The organism is Bradyrhizobium genosp. SA-3 (assembly GCF_004212635.1).
GTDB lineage: Bacteria > Pseudomonadota > Alphaproteobacteria > Rhizobiales > Xanthobacteraceae > Bradyrhizobium.
This window is the reverse complement of the sequence record NZ_PSRT01000012.1, coordinates 1-15,668: the sequence shown is the minus strand read 5'-3', so window position 1 is coordinate 15,668 and position 15,668 is coordinate 1. Positions and strand designations below refer to the sequence as shown.

Here is a 15,668-nt window from a genome sequence, read left to right as displayed (position 1 = left end):
TCTTGGTCGAGGGAGATCGCCATGAATCGCCGGAACATCTTGTGGAGCGCCGTCTCGGCCCTGGGTGCGGCGTTTGGCGCTTCGCATGCACAAGCCGCCACTGAGGCCAGCGTGAGCAACAAGCTCAAGGTGGCCTATCACCTCAGCGACGCCGAGAAGGTCAATTTCGTGCTCGGCAACATCCAGAACCACATCGACGGCGTCGGTGGTCCCGACCATGTCACGATCGCGCTGGTGATCCACGGACCGGCGCTGAAGGCGTTTCACGCGGCGCAGGCCAACCCCGAGGTCAGCAAGGGTGTCGGTGACTTCTCCAAGGACGGCGTCGAGCTCGCCGCCTGCGGCAACACGATGAAGGCGCAGAACGTCTCACTGAAGGAGCTGTTGCCGGGCTTCGTCAGCGCAGAGAAAGGCGGCGTGGTCCGTTTGGCTGAGCTGCAGGCGCAGGGGTATTTGTACTTGCGGCCGTAAGGCTGCGCGGCGCCGCCACGTTCTCCGTCATCGCGAGGAGCCCTTGCGACGAAGCAATCCAGGCTGTCTCTGAGGAGGAATTCTGGATTGCTTCGCTACGCTCGCAATGACGGCGGAGCGCGTTGCGCGAGCGAGAGCCACATCCTCGCGCTTGACTCATCCATAACCCTGTGGTTATGGGTTAATCCATAACTTACCAGTTATGGATCTCCCATGTCCGCCGCGCATGACCTCCTGTTCAGGACGCTCGCCGATCCGACCCGGCGGGCGCTCTTCGAACGGCTGTGCCGGGAGGGCGAACAGACGGTGGGGGCACTGACGGTGAAATCCGGCGTGTCCCAGCCGGCGGTCTCGAAGCATCTCGGCGCCCTAAAGCAGGCCGGCCTCGTGCGCGACCGCCATGAAGGACGCCAGACCCATTACAGTGCGCAGCCCGGTGCGCTCAATCCGCTGATCGACTGGACCAGCCAGATGGCCGGGTTCTGGCAGAACCGGCTCGACGCGCTCGACGATCTCCTGAAGAGGATGGACCAATGACCGAAACACGCTCCGTAATCGTTGAACGCGAATTTGCCTTTCCGGCGGAGCGGATCTGGCGCGCGCTGACGCAGCCGCATCTGATCGAGGAATGGCTGATGAAGAACGACTTCAAGCCGGTCGTCGGCCATCGCTTCAATCTTCGCGGCGAATGGGGCGGCGTGCTGGACTGCGAGGTGCTCACCATCGAGCCGCAGAAGACGCTCGCCTACACCTGGAATTTCTCGCATGAGGATGCGGCGTTCGACCTGAAAAGCGTCGTGACCTTCACGCTGACGCCGACCGGCGCCGGCACGCATCTGCGCGTCGAGCAAGCGGGCTTCAGCCCGACGCAGAAGCAGGCTTATGGCGGCGCACATGCCGGCTGGAAGCAGTTTTTTGCCAAGCTCGACGAGCTGCTGGCACGGGCAGACTAGCTCCCTCGCGATCCATTCCGATCATTTTCAAAGGAGGTCCAATGAGCACACACATGTGGATTCGGCAGATTCATCGCTGGCTGTCGATGGCTTTCACGCTCGCCGTCATCGCCAACATCGTGGCGATGATCACGCAGGTCCAGGCCGTGTGGATCGGCTTCCTGGCGCTCGTCCCACTCATTCCATTGCTTGCGACCGGGCTATATCTGTTCGCGCGGCCCTATGTCAGCCGCAGCAACGCGTGAACGAGGCGAGATGATGAAGAAGGCTGTGACGGCGAAGAAGGCCGGCGCGAAGGAAGCGAATGGGGCTTCCTCCTCCAAGCTGATCGACGGCAGGATCAAGGAACTCGGCGACTGGCGCGGCGAGATGCTGGGGCGAATTCGCGAACTGATCAAGGAGGCCGATCCTGATGTCGTCGAGGAATGGAAATGGCGCGGCGTTCCGGTGTGGGAGCACGACGGCATCATCTGCACCGGCGAGACCTACAAGGAAGTGGTGAAGATGACCTTTGCCAAGGGCGCGGCGCTGGAGGATCCGGCTGGCCTGTTCAACTCCAGCCTCGACGGCAACGTGCGCCGCGCGATCGATATTCGCGAGGGCGAGCAAATCAACGAGAAGGCGTTGAAGGCGCTCATTCGCGCGGCCGTGGAGTTGAATGCGTCCAAGGCCACGAATAAGCCGGCCAAACGATCGACCTAGGATACGATGATCACCGCGGAGTACACCTCTCCCCAGCGGGGAGAGGTCGGATTGCTATGGCGCGCAATTGCGCGCCTGAGCAATCCGGGTGAGGGGCCGCGGCATTCAGTGAGACCGTAACCCCTCACCCGGATCGCATCTTACGATGCGATCCGACCTCTCCCTACGGGAGAGGTGAAACTGCGTCCTCGGCTCGCGTCGATTCAACAAAGCAGCGCCGGCGTAGTCCGCGGCCTCAAGCTGCCGCCGGGATTGGGCGCGGGCTCACGACGTATTCGCGCAGGACCTTGTCGTTGGCGTCGACCTCGATCAGCGAGACGTCGTAGGTCCAGAGATCGGCCAGGTGCTGAAGCACGCGTTTGGCGTCGGTCTCATTGAGCTGCGAACCCTTGATGACGTGGTGATGCAGGATCAGCCGGCGGTCGCCGGAGAGATCGACGTCGACCACCTCGATATTGGCGTCGATGAAGCCGACATCGTGCTGGCGCGCCAGCTCACGGCGGACGCGGCGGAAGCCGCGCTCGTCGTGGATGGCGTCGACCCGGATCCCCGCGCGCTCCTCGGGATCGTCATGCAGGTGGAACATGCGGAAGTGCCGCATCAGCCTGGGGCTTAAGAACTGGCCGATGAAACTTTCGTCGCGGTAGTTGGCCCAGACGTCGCGCAGCACGCCCATCACGTCGCCCTTGCCGGCAATGTCCGGGAACCATTCGCGGTCCTCGTCTTCCGGTTTGGTGACGATGCGCTCGATGTCCTGCATCACGGCAAAGCCGAGCGCATAGGGGTTGAAGCCGGAGAAGCGTGGATCGTCGAACTCGGGCTGGAACACCACATTGGTGTGCGATCCCAGGAATTCGAGGAAGTTGCCGTCGGTGATGCGGCCTCGCTCGTGCAGCATGGTCATGATGCGGTAGTGGACGTAGGTCGCCGTCCCCTCGTTCATGACCTTGGTCTGGCTCTGCGGATAGAAATATTGCGCGATGTGGCGGACGATGCGCAGCAGCTCGCGCTGCCACGGCGCCAGCCGCGGCGCGCTCTTCTCCAGGAAATAGAGCAAATTCTCCTGCGGCAGGCCGAGCAGCTTGCGGCGGCGTTCGATCGAGAGCGCCGACCGGCTCTTGGCAGCGCCCTTGGGGACTGTGGTGCGCCAGAGGTCGTTGAAGACCTCCTCCTCATGCTGGCGGCGGCGCCCTGCCCGCTTCTCTTCGGCGCGCAAATCGAGCTTCTTCTTGCCGGGATAGCGGTCGATGCCGTGCGACATCAGCGCGTGCGCCGCGTCGAGCGTGCGCTCGACCTCGATACGGCCGTAGCGCTCCTCACAGCTCGCGACATAATTCTTGGCGAAGTCGAGATAATCCAGGATGCCGTCGGCGTCGGTCCATTGCTTGAACAGATAGTTGTTCTTGAAAAAGTGATTGTGGCCGAAGGCGGCATGCGCGATCACCAGCGTCTGCATCGTCGCCGTGTTCTCCTCCATCAGGTAGGAGATGCACGGCGAGGAGTTGATCACGATCTCATAGGCAAGGCCCATCAGGCCCTTGCGATAGGACGCCTCGTGGAACGCAAAATGCTTGCCGAACGACCAGTGCTTGTAGAACAAGGGCATGCCGACCGACGAGTACGCATCCAGCATCTGCTCGGCGGTGATGACCTCGATCTGGTTCGGATAGACGTCGAGGCCGAGATCTTTCAACGCCACCTCCTCGCAGGCATCGGTGATGCGCTGCAAGGTGCGAAAATCCCAATCCGCGCCTTCGAACAAGCGTTCCGTCATGGAGCGGCCTTCTCCTGGCTGGTTTCGCGGCGCTGGAACAGGTCGTGGAACACCGGAAAGATCTCGCTGCGCTCCGAGACCTTGCGCATCGAGAGCGATGCGCCGCCGCTGCGCAGGCGTTCATAGAGGGTCCAGAGCGAGGAGTCGGAGAGATCGAAGGCGCTGCCGCCGGACTCGCCGACCTCGAGATAGGCAAAGAACTGGCAGACCGGCAGGATCTTGTCGGTCAGCAGCAGGCCCGTGAGCTCGCCGTCGGAATAGGAATTGTCGCCGTCGGAGGCTTGCGCGGCGTAGATGTTCCAGTCCGCCGGATTGAAGCGCTCGCGCACGATCTCGTGCATCGCCTGGAGCGCGCTGGAGACCAGCGTGCCGCCCGAGGCCGGGCCGTAGAAGAAGGTCTGCTCGTCGACTTCCTCGGCGCGGTCGGTGTGGCGGATGAAGACGATCTCGACATGCTTGTAGCGGCGCTTCAGGAACACGTAGAGCAGCATGTAGAAGCGCTTGGCCAGATCCTTCATGTGCTCGGACATCGAGCCCGAGACGTCCATCAGGCAGAACATCACGGCCTGCGCCACCGGCCGCGGCACCGTCTCGAAGCGGCGGTAGCGGATGTCGAGCGGGTCGATGAAGGGGATGCGCTTGGATTTCGCCTTCAGCTTTTCGAGCTTGGCCAGCAGTTCGGCTCGGACGTCCTCGTCAGTGCAGGCGGCGATCTCGGCTTCCAGCTCATCGATCTCGCTCTTGCGGGGACGGCGGAGCGCGATGCGGCGGGCGAGCGCGAGCTGCACCGTCCGGCTCACCGAGATGTTGGCGGGCGAGCCCGAGGTGGTGTAGCCGGCGCGCTGGATGCCCTCGCTCTCGGTCTGCGCGATCTTGCGCTTGGCAAGATCGGGCAGTTCGAGGTCGTCGAGGAAGAGGTCGACGAACTCGTCGCGGCTCAGCACGAAGCGGAAGGCGTCCTCGCTGTCGCCTTCGCCGGGACCGGAGTCCTTGGCGCTGCCCTGGCCGGAGCGCTGGAGATAGTCGCCCTCGATGAACTTCTTGTTTCCGGGCAGCACCATGTCGCGCGTGCCGCCCTCGCGGCGGAAGCGCGGCTCGTGCATGCCGTCGAGCGGGATCGTGACCTCACCACCCTCCAGGACATCCTTGATGTCGCGTTCCTGCGAGGTCTTCTTGACGGCGCCCTGCACCAGGGATTTGGCCCGACGCAAGAACCGCTGCCGGTTCTCAAGACTCTTGCCGCCTGGATTCAGGCGCCTATCAATAATGTGAATGGCCACTGTCCCATCCGCCTCAACCGGCCTGCTTCACGCGCATGTACCACTCGACGAGCCGGCGAACCTGACGCTCGGTGTAGCCGCGCTCCACCATGCGTGCGACGAACTCGCCGTGCTTCTTCTCCGTCTCGCCGTCCTTCTTCGACCCGAAGGAGATGACCGGAAGCAGGTCCTCGACCTGGGAGAATATCCGCTTTTCGATCACGTCGCGAATCTTCTCGTAGGAGGTCCAAGTCGGATTCTTGCCAGCGTTCTGGGCCCGCGAGCGTAACGAGAATTTGACGACCTCGTTGCGGAAGTCCTTCGGGTTGGCAATGCCCGCCGGTTTCTCGATTTTCGTCAGTTCCTGGTTCAACAACTCGCGATCCAGCAGCTGGCCGGTGTCGGGATCCTTGAAGTCCTGATCCTCGATCCAGGCGTCGGCATAGTCGACGTAGCGGTCGAACAGATTCTGGCCGTAATCGGAGTAGGATTCGAGATAGGCCTTCTGGATCTCGTTGCCGATGAACTCGGCATAGCGCGGCGCGAGCTCCGCCTTGATGAATTCGAGATAACGTTTCTCGGTTTCCTCGGGAAGCTGCTCGCGGCGGATCGCCTGCTCCAGCGCGTACATCAGGTGCACGGCGTCGGCGGCGACCTCCTGCGGGTCGTGATTGAAGGTCGCGGCCAGGACCTTGAAGGCGAAGCGGGTGGAGGCGCCGTCCATGCCCTCGTCGACGCCGGCAGCATCGCGATATTCCTGGACGCTGCGCGCCTTCGGATCGGACTCCTTCAGGCTCTCACCGTCATAGACCCGCATCTTGCCGAACAGGGTGGAGTTCTCGTGCTTGCGCAGGCGCGACATCACCGAGAACCGCGCCAGCGTCTCCAGTGTCGAAGGCGCGCAAGGAGCCGAGGCGAGCTCGGAACCCTGGATCAGCTTCTCGTAGATCTTCTGCTCTTCGGTGACCCTGAGGCAGTACGGCACCTTGATGACGCAGATGCGGTCGATGAACGCCTCGTTGTTCTTGTTGGCCTTGAAGCTCGTCCACTCGGCTTCGTTGGAGTGCGCGAGGATGATGCCGGTGAAGGGGATCGCGCCGATGTTCTCGGTGCCGATGTAGTTGCCTTCCTGCGTCGCGGTCAGCAACGGATGCAGCATCTTGATCGGCGCCTTGAACATCTCGACGAATTCGAGGATGCCCTGGTTGGCGCGGTTGAGGCCGCCGGAATAGCTGTAGGCGTCGGGATCGTTCTGCGCGTAGGTCTCGAGCTTGCGGATGTCGACCTTGCCGACCAGCGAGGAGATGTCCTGATTGTTCTCATCACCGGGCTCGGTCTTGGCGACCGCGATCTGGCGCAGCCGCGACGGCTGGATCTTGGCAACGCGGAATTGCGAGATGTCGCCGCCGAAGGATTCCAGCCGCTTGTAGCACCACGGGCTCATCAGGCCGGTGAGGCGGCGGCGTGGAATGCCGTACTTCTCCTCCAGCATCGGCCCGAGCTGATCGGGATCGAACAGGCTGAGCGGGCTCTCGAACACGGGCGAGAGCTCGTCGCCGGCCTTCAGCACGTAGATGGGTTGCACTTCCATCAGCGACTTCAACCGCTCGGCGAGCGATGATTTGCCGCCGCCAACCGGGCCGAGCAAATAGAGGATCTGCTTGCGCTCTTCGAGGCCTTGCGCGGCGTGACGGAAGAAGCCGACGATGCGCTCGATGGTTTCTTCCATGCCGTAGAAGCCGGCGAAGGCCGGATAGGTGCGGATCGTGCGGTTCAAAAAAATGCGGCCAAGGCGTGGGTCCTTGGCCGTGTCAATCGTCTGAGGGTCACCGATCGCCGCTAGTAGTCGTTCGGCCGAATTCGCGTATTTCATGGGATCGCTTCGACACGATTCCAGATATTCCGCCATCGACATGTCGTGCTGGCTTCTCGCCTCGAACGACCGAGCGAAAGCGTTGAATAGAGAATCGTTGTACATGATCCCTCTCCGCGTGAGTTCCGCTACAAGCTGAAACGAAAGGAGTTACCGGACCGTTCCTCAGGCCGTTTCGAATCAGCGTGAGCACATGACGATCATTGGACACCCGGGTGCCGACTCGACGCAATGCACAACGTAGGCACTCGTTGAGTTACGAACAGGCACCTGCCTGTAATTTGAGCGAATCTACATCCATATTGGCTCATTTCCAGGAAATGTCACTTGGTCGCAACATCCGGGCATTACCGGGGATTAATCCATCCGGCGCTGCAGCATAGCGATCTGCCAGCGGCGATCTTATGACGCTTGTACGGCGAAGCCTTGAGCGCCGCGTTCATCTTCCTGCTGCAATGCAGTGCGTGGATGGCCGGCCGTGCGACAGTCGCGGCAAGAGCGCATTAGTGTATTAAAATCGGCCGCAAGGCCGGCGGCGTCAGCACGATAATCTTGTGGTCGCGACATTCTTCAGCAGAGATCTCTGCAATCAAATCCCACGGCAGAAATTCATTGCCGATGCGGAGGACTGTCAGTGGCGGCGAGCACCATCATGATGTGCTGGCATGCTTCCCCCGCATGGCCGTTCGCGACCAAATGCACCGACGACCCGGAATCTGTCGATCGCACTCCACACAACCGCTGACTGGCGAGGCGAGCCGGCCAACGTTACGCAACGAGACCGCCAGCCGAGTCTTCTCTTCCTAGCCAACGCCCTCTACGCAACACACCTACACCCGCCTGGATCGCCATGATCGCGACGGAGTTACACCCGAGGGTATGACGCTTATCCTCTTGATTGGTTCCCTCCCGGGAGCATGTAGGCTAGAGGATAGCGCGTCAGGACCGGCGCGGAAACCCCTCGCCCGCAGGCTTGGAGATAAATAAACATCATGAATCCCGTCAAAGAACTGGAAAAGCACGGACAAGCTGTCTGGCTGGACTTCCTGGCCCGCGGCTTCATCGCCAAGGGCGATTTGAAGCGACTGATCGACACCGACGGCGTCAAGGGCGTCACCTCCAATCCCTCGATCTTCGAGAAGGCGATCGGCAGCTCGGACGAATATGACGCCTCGATCGGCAAGGCGCTGAAGCGCGGCGACCGGACCGTGGCCGACCTGTTCGAGGCCGTCGCGGTCGAGGACATCCAGAACGCCGCCGACGTGCTGCGCCCAGTCTACGACCGCCTCGAGGGAGGCGACGGCTATGTCAGCCTGGAGGTCTCGCCCTATCTGGCGATGGACACGGCCGGCACGGTCGCCGAGGCGCAGCGGCTCTGGAAGGACGTCGATCGCAAGAACCTGATGGTCAAGGTGCCGGCGACGCCGGAGGGCCTGCCGGCGGTCGAGCAGCTCATTGGCGAGGGCATCAGCATCAACATCACGCTGTTGTTCTCCAAGGAGGTCTATCTTGATGTCGCCGAGGCCTACCTTGCCGGTCTGGAAAGATACGTCGCGGGCGGCGGCGATCCGTCGCATGTGGCGAGCGTCGCGAGCTTCTTCGTCAGCCGGATCGACACCTTGGTCGACAAGCAGCTCGACGAAAAGATCGCCCGCGCCAACGACCCCAGCGAAAAGGAGCGCCTCGCAGCGCTGAAGGGCAAGGTCGCGATCGCCAATGCCAAGCTCGCCTACCAGGACTACAAGCGCCTGTTCTCCGGCCCGCGCTGGGAGAAGCTCGCCGCCAAGGGCGCCAAGCCGCAGCGCATGCTGTGGGCGTCCACCGGCACCAAGAACAAGGACTATAGCGACGTCCTCTATGTCGAGGAGCTGATCGGCCCCAACACCATCAACACGATGCCGCCGGCGACGCTGGAGGCGTTCCGCGATCATGGCAAGCTCCGCGATACCCTGGAGGAGAATGTCGACGACGCAAGGCGCGTGCTGGAGGAGCTGGAACGCTCCGGCATCTCGCTCGATGCGATCACCGAGGAACTTGTCAAGGACGGCGTCAAGCTGTTCGCCGACGCCGCCGACAAGCTCTATGGCGCCGTCGCCCATAAGCGCGCCGTCGTGCTCGGGCCCGCGCTCGACCGCCAGTTTCTCTCGCTCAGTGACGGGCTCGGCAAGGCCGTGGCCAAGAGCACCGAGGAATGGCGCGCATCCGCCAAGATCCGCAGGCTGTGGCAGCGCGACAAGTCGGTCTGGACCGGCGCCGATGAGGACAAATGGCTCGGCTGGCTCGACAGCGCGGCCAAGGCCGACATCGCCGACTACGAGGACTATGCGGGCCGCGTGAAGGGCCAAAAATTCTCGGACGCCGTCGTGCTCGGCATGGGCGGATCGAGCCTCGGGCCGGAGGTGCTGGCCGAGACCTTTGGGAAAAAGCCCGGCTTCCCGAAACTGCACGTGCTGGATTCCACCGATCCGGCGGAGGTGCGGGCGATGGAGGCGAAGATCGACATCGCCAACACCGTCTTCATCGTCTCCAGCAAGTCCGGCGGCACCACCGAGCCGAACGCGATGAAGGACTATTTCCATGAGCAGGTTGCTAAGGCAGTCGGGCCGAAGGTGAAGACCGGCCATCGCTTCATCGCGGTCACCGATCCCGGCTCGTCGCTGGAGAAGGCGGCGAAGAAGCTGAACTACGCCCGCATCTTTCATGGCGAGCCCACGATCGGCGGCCGCTATTCGGTGCTCTCGCCGTTCGGCCTGGTGCCGGCGGCGACCGCGGGCATCGACGTCAAGACCTTCGTCAAGCATGCGCTCGCGATGGCCCGCTCCTGCGGGCCGGACGTTCCGCCATCCGAGAACCCGGGCGTGCAGCTCGGCCTTGCCATGGGCCTTGCCGGCCTCGAAGGCCGCGACAAGGTGACGATCCTGTCATCGAAGAAGATCGCCGATTTCGGCGCCTGGGCCGAGCAGCTGATCGCGGAATCGACCGGCAAGGAGGGCAAGGGCCTGATCCCGATCGAGGGCGAGCCGCTGGGCGAACCCGCGATTTACGGCAACGACCGGTTCTTCATCGACATCCGCATCGACGGTGAGGCGGACGCGGCCCATGATTCCAAGCTTGCCGCGATCGAGGCGGCCGGCCATCCCGTGGCGCGCATCGTCCTGAAGTCGATCGACCATCTCGGCCAGGAGTTCTTCCGCTTCGAGATGGCGACGGCCGTGGCCGGCAGCATTCTCGGCATCAACCCGTTCGACCAACCGGACGTGGAAGCGGCCAAGATCAAGACCCGCGAACTCACCGCGTCGTTCGAGAAGACCGGCGCGCTGCCGGCCGAGGAGCCGGTGGTCAGCACCGATGAAGCCGATCTCTACACCGATGAGGCCAACGCCACGGCGCTGCGCGCCGCCGGCGCCAACGGCGATCTCTCCTCCTGGCTGAAGGCGCATCTGTCGCGCTCGGGTCATGGCGACTATGTCGCCCTGCTCGGCTACATCGCGCGGGACAAGGCGACCATCGACGCGCTCCAGGCCATGCGGCTCGAAGTGCGCGAGAAGCGGCACGTCGCGACCTGCGCCGAGTTCGGACCGCGCTTCCTGCACTCCACGGGGCAAGCCTACAAGGGCGGACCCGACAGCGGCGTGTTCCTCCAGATCACGGCGGACGACAGCAAGGACCTTCCGGTGCCGGGCCAGAAGGCGAGCTTCGGTGTGATCAAGGCGGCGCAGGCGCGTGGCGATTTCGACGTGCTCACCGAACGTGGCCGGCGCGCGCTGCGCGTCCACCTCAAGGGCGGGCTCAAGAAAGGTCTCGTGGCGCTCAATGCGGCGCTTAACGATGCACTGAACTAAAGGAAGCTCTCACATGCAACTCGGCATGATCGGCCTCGGCCGGATGGGCGGCAACATCGTTCGCCGCCTGATGCGTCACGGCCATTCGACCGTGGTCTATGACAAGGACGCCAAGGCCGTCGCGGGTCTGGCCGCAGACGGCGCGGTAGGCGCCGCGACGCTGGAAGAGTTCGTCTCAAAACTGGAGCGGCCGCGCACGGCCTGGGTGATGCTGCCCGCTGGGCGCATCACCGAGACCACGATCGACACGATCGCGGGCGTGATGCAGGCTGGCGACGTCATCATCGACGGCGGCAACACCTTCTGGCAGGACGACGTCCGCCGTGGCCATGCACTGAAGGAGCGCGGCATCCACTATGTCGACGTCGGCACGTCAGGCGGCGTCTGGGGGCTGGACCGCGGCTATTGCATGATGATCGGCGGCGAGAAACAGGTGGTCGACCGGCTCGATCCGATCTTCGCTGCGCTCGCGCCCGGTGCCGGCGACATTCCGCGCACGCCGGGGCGCGAGGGCCGCGATCCCCGCATCGAGCAGGGCTACATCCATGCAGGCCCCGTCGGGGCCGGCCATTTCGTCAAGATGATCCATAACGGCATCGAATACGGCCTGATGCAGGCCTATGCCGAAGGTTTTGACATCCTCAAGAACGCCAATATCGAGGCGCTGCCGGCGGACCATCGCTACGATTTCGATCTCGCCGACATTGCCGAGGTGTGGCGGCGCGGCAGCGTGATTCCATCCTGGCTGCTCGACCTCACCTCGACGGCGCTCGCCGACAGCCCCGCATTGTCGGAATATTCCGGCTTCGTCGAGGATTCCGGCGAAGGACGCTGGACCGTGAATGCGGCGATCGACGAGGCCGTGCCCGCCGAGGTCCTGACCGCGGCGCTCTACACACGTTTCCGTTCCCGCAAGGAACACACCTTCGCCGAGAAAATTCTCTCCGCGATGCGCGCAGGGTTCGGCGGCCACAAGGAGCCGAAGCAGCCCGGCGCGCCGAAGCCGAAGTAAAACCTACTCAAGCGAAGGCCGACAAATTCGTGACAAAAGACCCGCAGCCAAAGCGCAAGCCGGAAAATTGCGCCTTCGTCATCTTTGGCGTGACCGGAGACCTGACCCATCGGCTGGTGATGCCATCGCTCTACAATCTCGCCGCCGAAGACCTTTTGCCGGAGAAGTTCTGCGTCGTCGGCGTGGGCCGCAAGGCTCAGTCGGATGGCGAGCTGCGCGACAGCCTGATGAAGGGCGTGCGCGAGTTTGCAACCCGCCCGGTTGACGACGTGGTCGCAAAACAACTGCTGCAATGCGTGACTTTCGTCGAGGCCGATCCGAAGGATCCACCCTCCTTCGATCGCTTGGGCGAACATCTGAATTCGCTGGAATGCGCGCGAGGTACCGGCGGCAACCGGCTGTTCTACCTCGCGACCCCGCCCGCGGCTTTCGCGCCGACCGCGCGCGAGCTCGGACGCACCGGCCTAATGAAGCAGAACGGCGCCTGGCGAAGGCTGGTGATCGAGAAGCCGTTCGGCACCGACCTCGCCTCGGCACGGGCGCTGAATGCCGAGCTGCTGAAGATCATGGACGAGCACCAGATCTACCGGATCGATCACTATCTCGGCAAGGAGACGGTGCAGAACATCCTGGTGCTGCGCTTTGCCAACGGCATGTTCGAGCCGATCTGGAATCGCAACCACATCGACCACATCCAGATCACGGTGGAGGAGAAGCTCGGCGTCGGCCACCGCGGCGGCTTCTACGATGCCACCGGTGCGCTCCGCGACATGGTGCCGAACCATCTGTTCCAGCTGATGTCGTTGGTGGCGATGGAGCCGCCGAGCCGTTTCGACGCGCATTCGGTCCGCTCCGAGAAGGCCGAAGTGCTCACCGCGATCCAGCGGCCGAGCGAAGAGGAAGCGCTGAAGAGCTCGGTGCGCGCGCAATATCTCGCAGGCCACATCGGCGACGAGGAGATTCCCGATTATCGCAAGACGGCGGACGTCAAGCCCGGCAGCACCACCGAGACCTTTGTCGCGCTGAAGCTGATGATCGACAATTGGCGCTGGGCCGGCGTGCCCTTCTATTTGCGCACCGGCAAGGCGCTGGGCCACAAGCGCACGGAGGTCGCGATCAAGTTCAAGCAGGCGCCGCTGTCGATGTTCTCAGGCACGACGGTCGACCGCCTGTCGCAGAACTTCCTCACCATCGGCATCGCGCCGACCGAGACCATCGAGCTCCAGTTCAACGCCAAGATCCCGGGACCGAGCGTCACCATCGACGGCGTCGAAATGAAGTTCCGCTATGGTGACTATTTCCGCGCCGATCCCTCGACCGGCTACGAGACGCTGCTCTACGACTGCATGATCGGCGACAACATCCTGTTCCAGCGCGCCGACGGTATCGAGGCCGGATGGCAGGCGGTGCAGCCGTTCCTGGACGCCTGGAAAAGTGCGGGCACCAACGGCATCGAGACCTATGAAGCCGGCAGCGATGGCCCGGCCTGCGCGGACGAGCTGCTCCGGCGCGACGGACGAAGCTGGCGGAAGTACTCGTGATGGCGGCCGAGCAGCCGAAGCTGATCGTCGCGGCCGACGCCGAGGCGCTGGCGCAGACCGCGGCCGAACGGGTGATGGCGCGGATCGCCGCCAACCCCTCGCGCATCGCAATCTGCCTCACCGGCGGCTCCAGCCCGAAGAAGCTCTATCAGCTGCTTGGCAGCGATGCCTGGCGCGAAAGAATCCCGTGGGAGCGCGTGCACTGGTTCATCGGCGACGAGCGTTTCGTGCCGGAAAGCGATCCCCTCAACAACATGGCAGTGGCCCGCGCGACATTTCTTGATCGCAGTGCCCCCTCAGGCCATATCCACCCGATCCCGACCACGACCGAAAATCCTGATCGCAGCGCCGAGACCTATGCGCACGAGCTGCAAGCCTTCTACGGCGCGGACCGGCTCGATCCGGCGCGGCCGCTGTTCGACATGGTCCTGATGGGCGCGGGCCCGGACGGCCACACCGCCTCGCTGTTTCCCGGCTATCCCGAAATCGAGAAGACCGAGCGCTGGGTCATCGGGGTGCTCAAGGCCAATGTCGCGCCTTTCGTGCCGCGGGTCTCGCTCACCTTGCCCGTTCTGGCCTCCTGCCGCGAAATGCTGTTCGAGATTGCCGGGCACGACAAGCGGGCGATCTTGACGCGCCTCCTCAATGGCGAGACTCTGCCGGCGTTACGCGCGCGCTCGAATGGTGAGACCGTCTGGCTGGTCGACCAGGCCGCGCTTCCGGAGGGAATTCGTGGCGGGCGTTGAAGCACCTTGTGCATTGATCGTGATGGGCGTGTCTGGCTCGGGCAAGAGCACGATCGCGGAAGCGCTCGGCCAGCGCCTTGGCTGGCGCTTCGAGGACGGCGACAGCTTTCATCCCGCCAGCAATGTCGAGAAGATGAAGGCGGGCCATCCGCTCACCGACGAGGACCGCTGGCCCTGGCTCAACGCCATCGCCGACGAGATCGCACGGGTCTGCGGGCGCGGCGAACACGTCATCATTGCCTGCTCGGCGCTGAAACACGCCTATCGTGACGTGCTGCTGCGTGGACGCGACGACGTCCGCTTCGTCTTCCTGAAGGGCACCAAGGAGCTGATCGCCGAGCGGCTCGCGCACCGCAAGGGTCATTTCATGCCGCCCGAGCTGTTGACCAGCCAGTTCAACACGCTGGAGCCGCCGGAGGCCGGCGAGCACGTCATCACCGTCTCGATCGACGAATCCGTTGAGGCGATCGTGGACGGCGTGGTGCGGCAATTGAGGTTGGGCGGGGCGAAGCGCTGAGGCCAACAAGCTGAACCTTCAAGAAACCTGAACCTTAAGGTCCTGCCATGACGAAGATCTCAATGGTCGTCTCCGACGTCGACGGTACGCTGCTGACCAAGGACAAGACGCTGACGGAGCGTGCGAGGTCTGCCGTGCAGCGGCTGCACCAGGCGGGCATCGGCTTCACCATCACCTCCAGCCGGCCCGCGATCGGCATGCGCTTCCTGATCGAGCCGCTGGCGCTGTGGCTGCCGGTCGGGCCGTTCAACGGCTCCTCGATCGTCGATCCCGAGATGAGGCCGGTCGAGCAGCACCTCATCCCAGCGGGCGCGGCCGAGCGGTCGTTGCGGATCCTCCGCGAATTCGGCGCCGACGCGTGGCTCTTCACCACCGACAAATGGCTGATCGACAATCCCGAGGGCAGCTATGTCGCGCATGAGCAGCGCACGATCCGCGCCGATCCGACCATCGTGACGGATTTTTCGCCGTACCTTGCGAGCGCCTGCAAGATCGTCGGCGCCAGTGCCGATGCCGCCGGCCTCGAGCGTTGCGAGAAGGCGATGCAGGAGGCGCTCGGCAGCGAGGCCACCGCGGTGCGCTCGCAAACCTACTATCTCGACATCACCCCGCCCGGATTCAACAAGGGCACCTTCGTGCAGGCCATTGCCAAGCGCGTGGGCATTGCGACCGAGGCAGTCGCGACCATCGGCGACATGCAGAACGACCTCGCGATGTTCCGCGTCAGCGGCGTCTCGATCGCCATGGGCAATGCCGCCGACAACGTCAAGGACCACGCCACCCACGTCACCGCGACCAACGAGCAGGATGGTTTTGCCGAGGCGATGGAGATGATCTTGAAGCTGAATGGGGTTGGTTAAGGGGGCTGCCGCTCGTTCACCTCTCCCGCTTGCGGGAGAGGTCGCCGCGTAGCGGCGGGTGAGGGCTTTCTCCTCTTGGGGATTGTCCCATTGTGGAAGCACCCTCTCCCCAACCCTC

14 protein-coding genes and 1 pseudogene are annotated in these 15,668 nt (G+C 63.5%); 11 read left to right on the top strand and 4 right to left on the bottom strand.

Features of this window, described 5'->3' with window-relative positions:
* Positions 1-21: 21 nt before the first annotated feature.
* The 5 genes from CWO91_RS05685 (at position 22) to CWO91_RS05665 (ending at position 2,126) form a co-directional block, all read left to right on the top strand.
* A complete protein-coding gene (locus tag CWO91_RS05685) occupies positions 22-471 on the top strand; it encodes a DsrE family protein (RefSeq protein WP_130212589.1) in 450 nt (149 codons plus the stop codon).
* A gap of 213 nt (positions 472-684) precedes the next feature.
* The gene (locus CWO91_RS05680; protein ID WP_130212588.1) at positions 685-1,008 is read left to right on the top strand and encodes an ArsR/SmtB family transcription factor; all 324 of its coding nucleotides are present in this window, start codon (positions 685-687) and stop codon (positions 1,006-1,008) included.
* Entirely contained in the window at positions 1,005-1,424 is a 420-nt protein-coding gene (locus CWO91_RS05675; protein ID WP_130212587.1) for an SRPBCC family protein, read from the top strand. Before CWO91_RS05680 ends, CWO91_RS05675 begins: the two co-directional genes overlap by 4 nt.
* Positions 1,425-1,465: 41 nt before the next feature.
* Positions 1,466-1,669, top strand: coding sequence for a hypothetical protein (locus CWO91_RS05670; RefSeq protein WP_165405244.1), 204 nt, complete (start codon positions 1,466-1,468; stop codon positions 1,667-1,669).
* Positions 1,670-1,682: 13 nt separating this feature from the next.
* Positions 1,683-2,126, top strand: coding sequence for a DUF1801 domain-containing protein (locus CWO91_RS05665; protein WP_130212643.1), 444 nt, complete (start codon positions 1,683-1,685; stop codon positions 2,124-2,126).
* A gap of 235 nt (positions 2,127-2,361) precedes the next feature.
* Here the strand turns inward: CWO91_RS05665 and CWO91_RS05660 are convergent, their stop codons facing one another.
* The 4 genes and pseudogenes from CWO91_RS05660 to CWO91_RS44070 form a co-directional block, all read right to left on the bottom strand.
* Positions 2,362-3,900 (bottom strand): SpoVR family protein, encoded by a 1,539-nt coding sequence (locus CWO91_RS05660; protein WP_130212586.1) that lies wholly within the window; start codon positions 3,898-3,900, stop codon positions 2,362-2,364.
* A complete protein-coding gene (locus CWO91_RS05655; protein WP_176945340.1) occupies positions 3,897-5,174 on the bottom strand; it encodes a YeaH/YhbH family protein in 1,278 nt (425 codons plus the stop codon). The genes CWO91_RS05660 and CWO91_RS05655 overlap by 4 nt, the downstream gene beginning before the upstream one ends.
* A 19-nt stretch (positions 5,175-5,193) precedes the next feature.
* Positions 5,194-7,137: a PrkA family serine protein kinase gene (locus CWO91_RS05650; RefSeq protein ID WP_130212585.1), complete on the bottom strand. Its 1,944-nt coding sequence runs from the start codon at positions 7,135-7,137 to the stop codon at positions 5,194-5,196.
* Between the two features lie 297 nt (positions 7,138-7,434).
* Positions 7,435-7,658: pseudogene (locus CWO91_RS44070) on the bottom strand (hypothetical protein); the annotation flags it as partial.
* 366 nt (positions 7,659-8,024) lie between these two features.
* Here CWO91_RS44070 and CWO91_RS05640 point away from each other — a divergent pair.
* Genes CWO91_RS05640 through CWO91_RS05615 form a run of 6 tightly spaced genes read left to right on the top strand, consistent with a single transcriptional unit; the run spans position 8,025 to position 15,550 of the window.
* A complete protein-coding gene (locus CWO91_RS05640; RefSeq protein WP_130212584.1) occupies positions 8,025-10,874 on the top strand; it encodes a bifunctional transaldolase/phosoglucose isomerase in 2,850 nt (949 codons plus the stop codon).
* Between the two features lie 13 nt (positions 10,875-10,887).
* Positions 10,888-11,886 (top strand): phosphogluconate dehydrogenase (NAD(+)-dependent, decarboxylating), encoded by a 999-nt coding sequence (gene gnd / locus CWO91_RS05635; protein WP_130212583.1) that lies wholly within the window; start codon positions 10,888-10,890, stop codon positions 11,884-11,886.
* A gap of 29 nt (positions 11,887-11,915) precedes the next feature.
* Positions 11,916-13,427 (top strand): glucose-6-phosphate dehydrogenase, encoded by a 1,512-nt coding sequence (gene zwf / locus CWO91_RS05630; protein WP_130212582.1) that lies wholly within the window; start codon positions 11,916-11,918, stop codon positions 13,425-13,427.
* Positions 13,424-14,173, top strand: a complete 750-nt coding sequence (gene pgl, locus CWO91_RS05625; protein ID WP_165405243.1) for a 6-phosphogluconolactonase — start codon at positions 13,424-13,426, stop codon at positions 14,171-14,173. The genes zwf and pgl overlap by 4 nt, the downstream gene beginning before the upstream one ends.
* A complete protein-coding gene (locus tag CWO91_RS05620; protein WP_130212580.1) occupies positions 14,160-14,690 on the top strand; it encodes a gluconokinase in 531 nt (176 codons plus the stop codon). Before pgl ends, CWO91_RS05620 begins: the two co-directional genes overlap by 14 nt.
* A gap of 47 nt (positions 14,691-14,737) precedes the next feature.
* The gene (locus tag CWO91_RS05615) at positions 14,738-15,550 is read left to right on the top strand and encodes an HAD family hydrolase (RefSeq protein WP_130212579.1); all 813 of its coding nucleotides are present in this window, start codon (positions 14,738-14,740) and stop codon (positions 15,548-15,550) included.
* The last annotated feature ends 118 nt before the right edge of the window (positions 15,551-15,668 follow it).

Bases quoted from the DNA above. Each gene is read 5' to 3' on its own strand.
- CWO91_RS05660 (WP_130212586.1), bottom strand. From the start codon at position 3,900: ATGACGGAACGCTTGTTCGAAGGCGCGGATTGGGATTTTCGCACCTTG.
- CWO91_RS05670 (WP_165405244.1), top strand. From the start codon at position 1,466: ATGAGCACACACATGTGGATTCGGCAGATTCATCGCTGGCTGTCGATG.
- CWO91_RS05615 (WP_130212579.1), top strand. From the start codon at position 14,738: ATGACGAAGATCTCAATGGTCGTCTCCGACGTCGACGGTACGCTGCTG.
- CWO91_RS05685 (WP_130212589.1), top strand. From the start codon at position 22: ATGAATCGCCGGAACATCTTGTGGAGCGCCGTCTCGGCCCTGGGTGCG.
- CWO91_RS05675 (WP_130212587.1), top strand. From the start codon at position 1,005: ATGACCGAAACACGCTCCGTAATCGTTGAACGCGAATTTGCCTTTCCG.
- CWO91_RS05650 (WP_130212585.1), bottom strand. From the start codon at position 7,137: ATGTACAACGATTCTCTATTCAACGCTTTCGCTCGGTCGTTCGAGGCG.
- CWO91_RS05680 (WP_130212588.1), top strand. From the start codon at position 685: ATGTCCGCCGCGCATGACCTCCTGTTCAGGACGCTCGCCGATCCGACC.
- CWO91_RS05665 (WP_130212643.1), top strand. From the start codon at position 1,683: ATGAAGAAGGCTGTGACGGCGAAGAAGGCCGGCGCGAAGGAAGCGAAT.
- gnd (WP_130212583.1), top strand. From the start codon at position 10,888: ATGCAACTCGGCATGATCGGCCTCGGCCGGATGGGCGGCAACATCGTT.
- CWO91_RS05640 (WP_130212584.1), top strand. From the start codon at position 8,025: ATGAATCCCGTCAAAGAACTGGAAAAGCACGGACAAGCTGTCTGGCTG.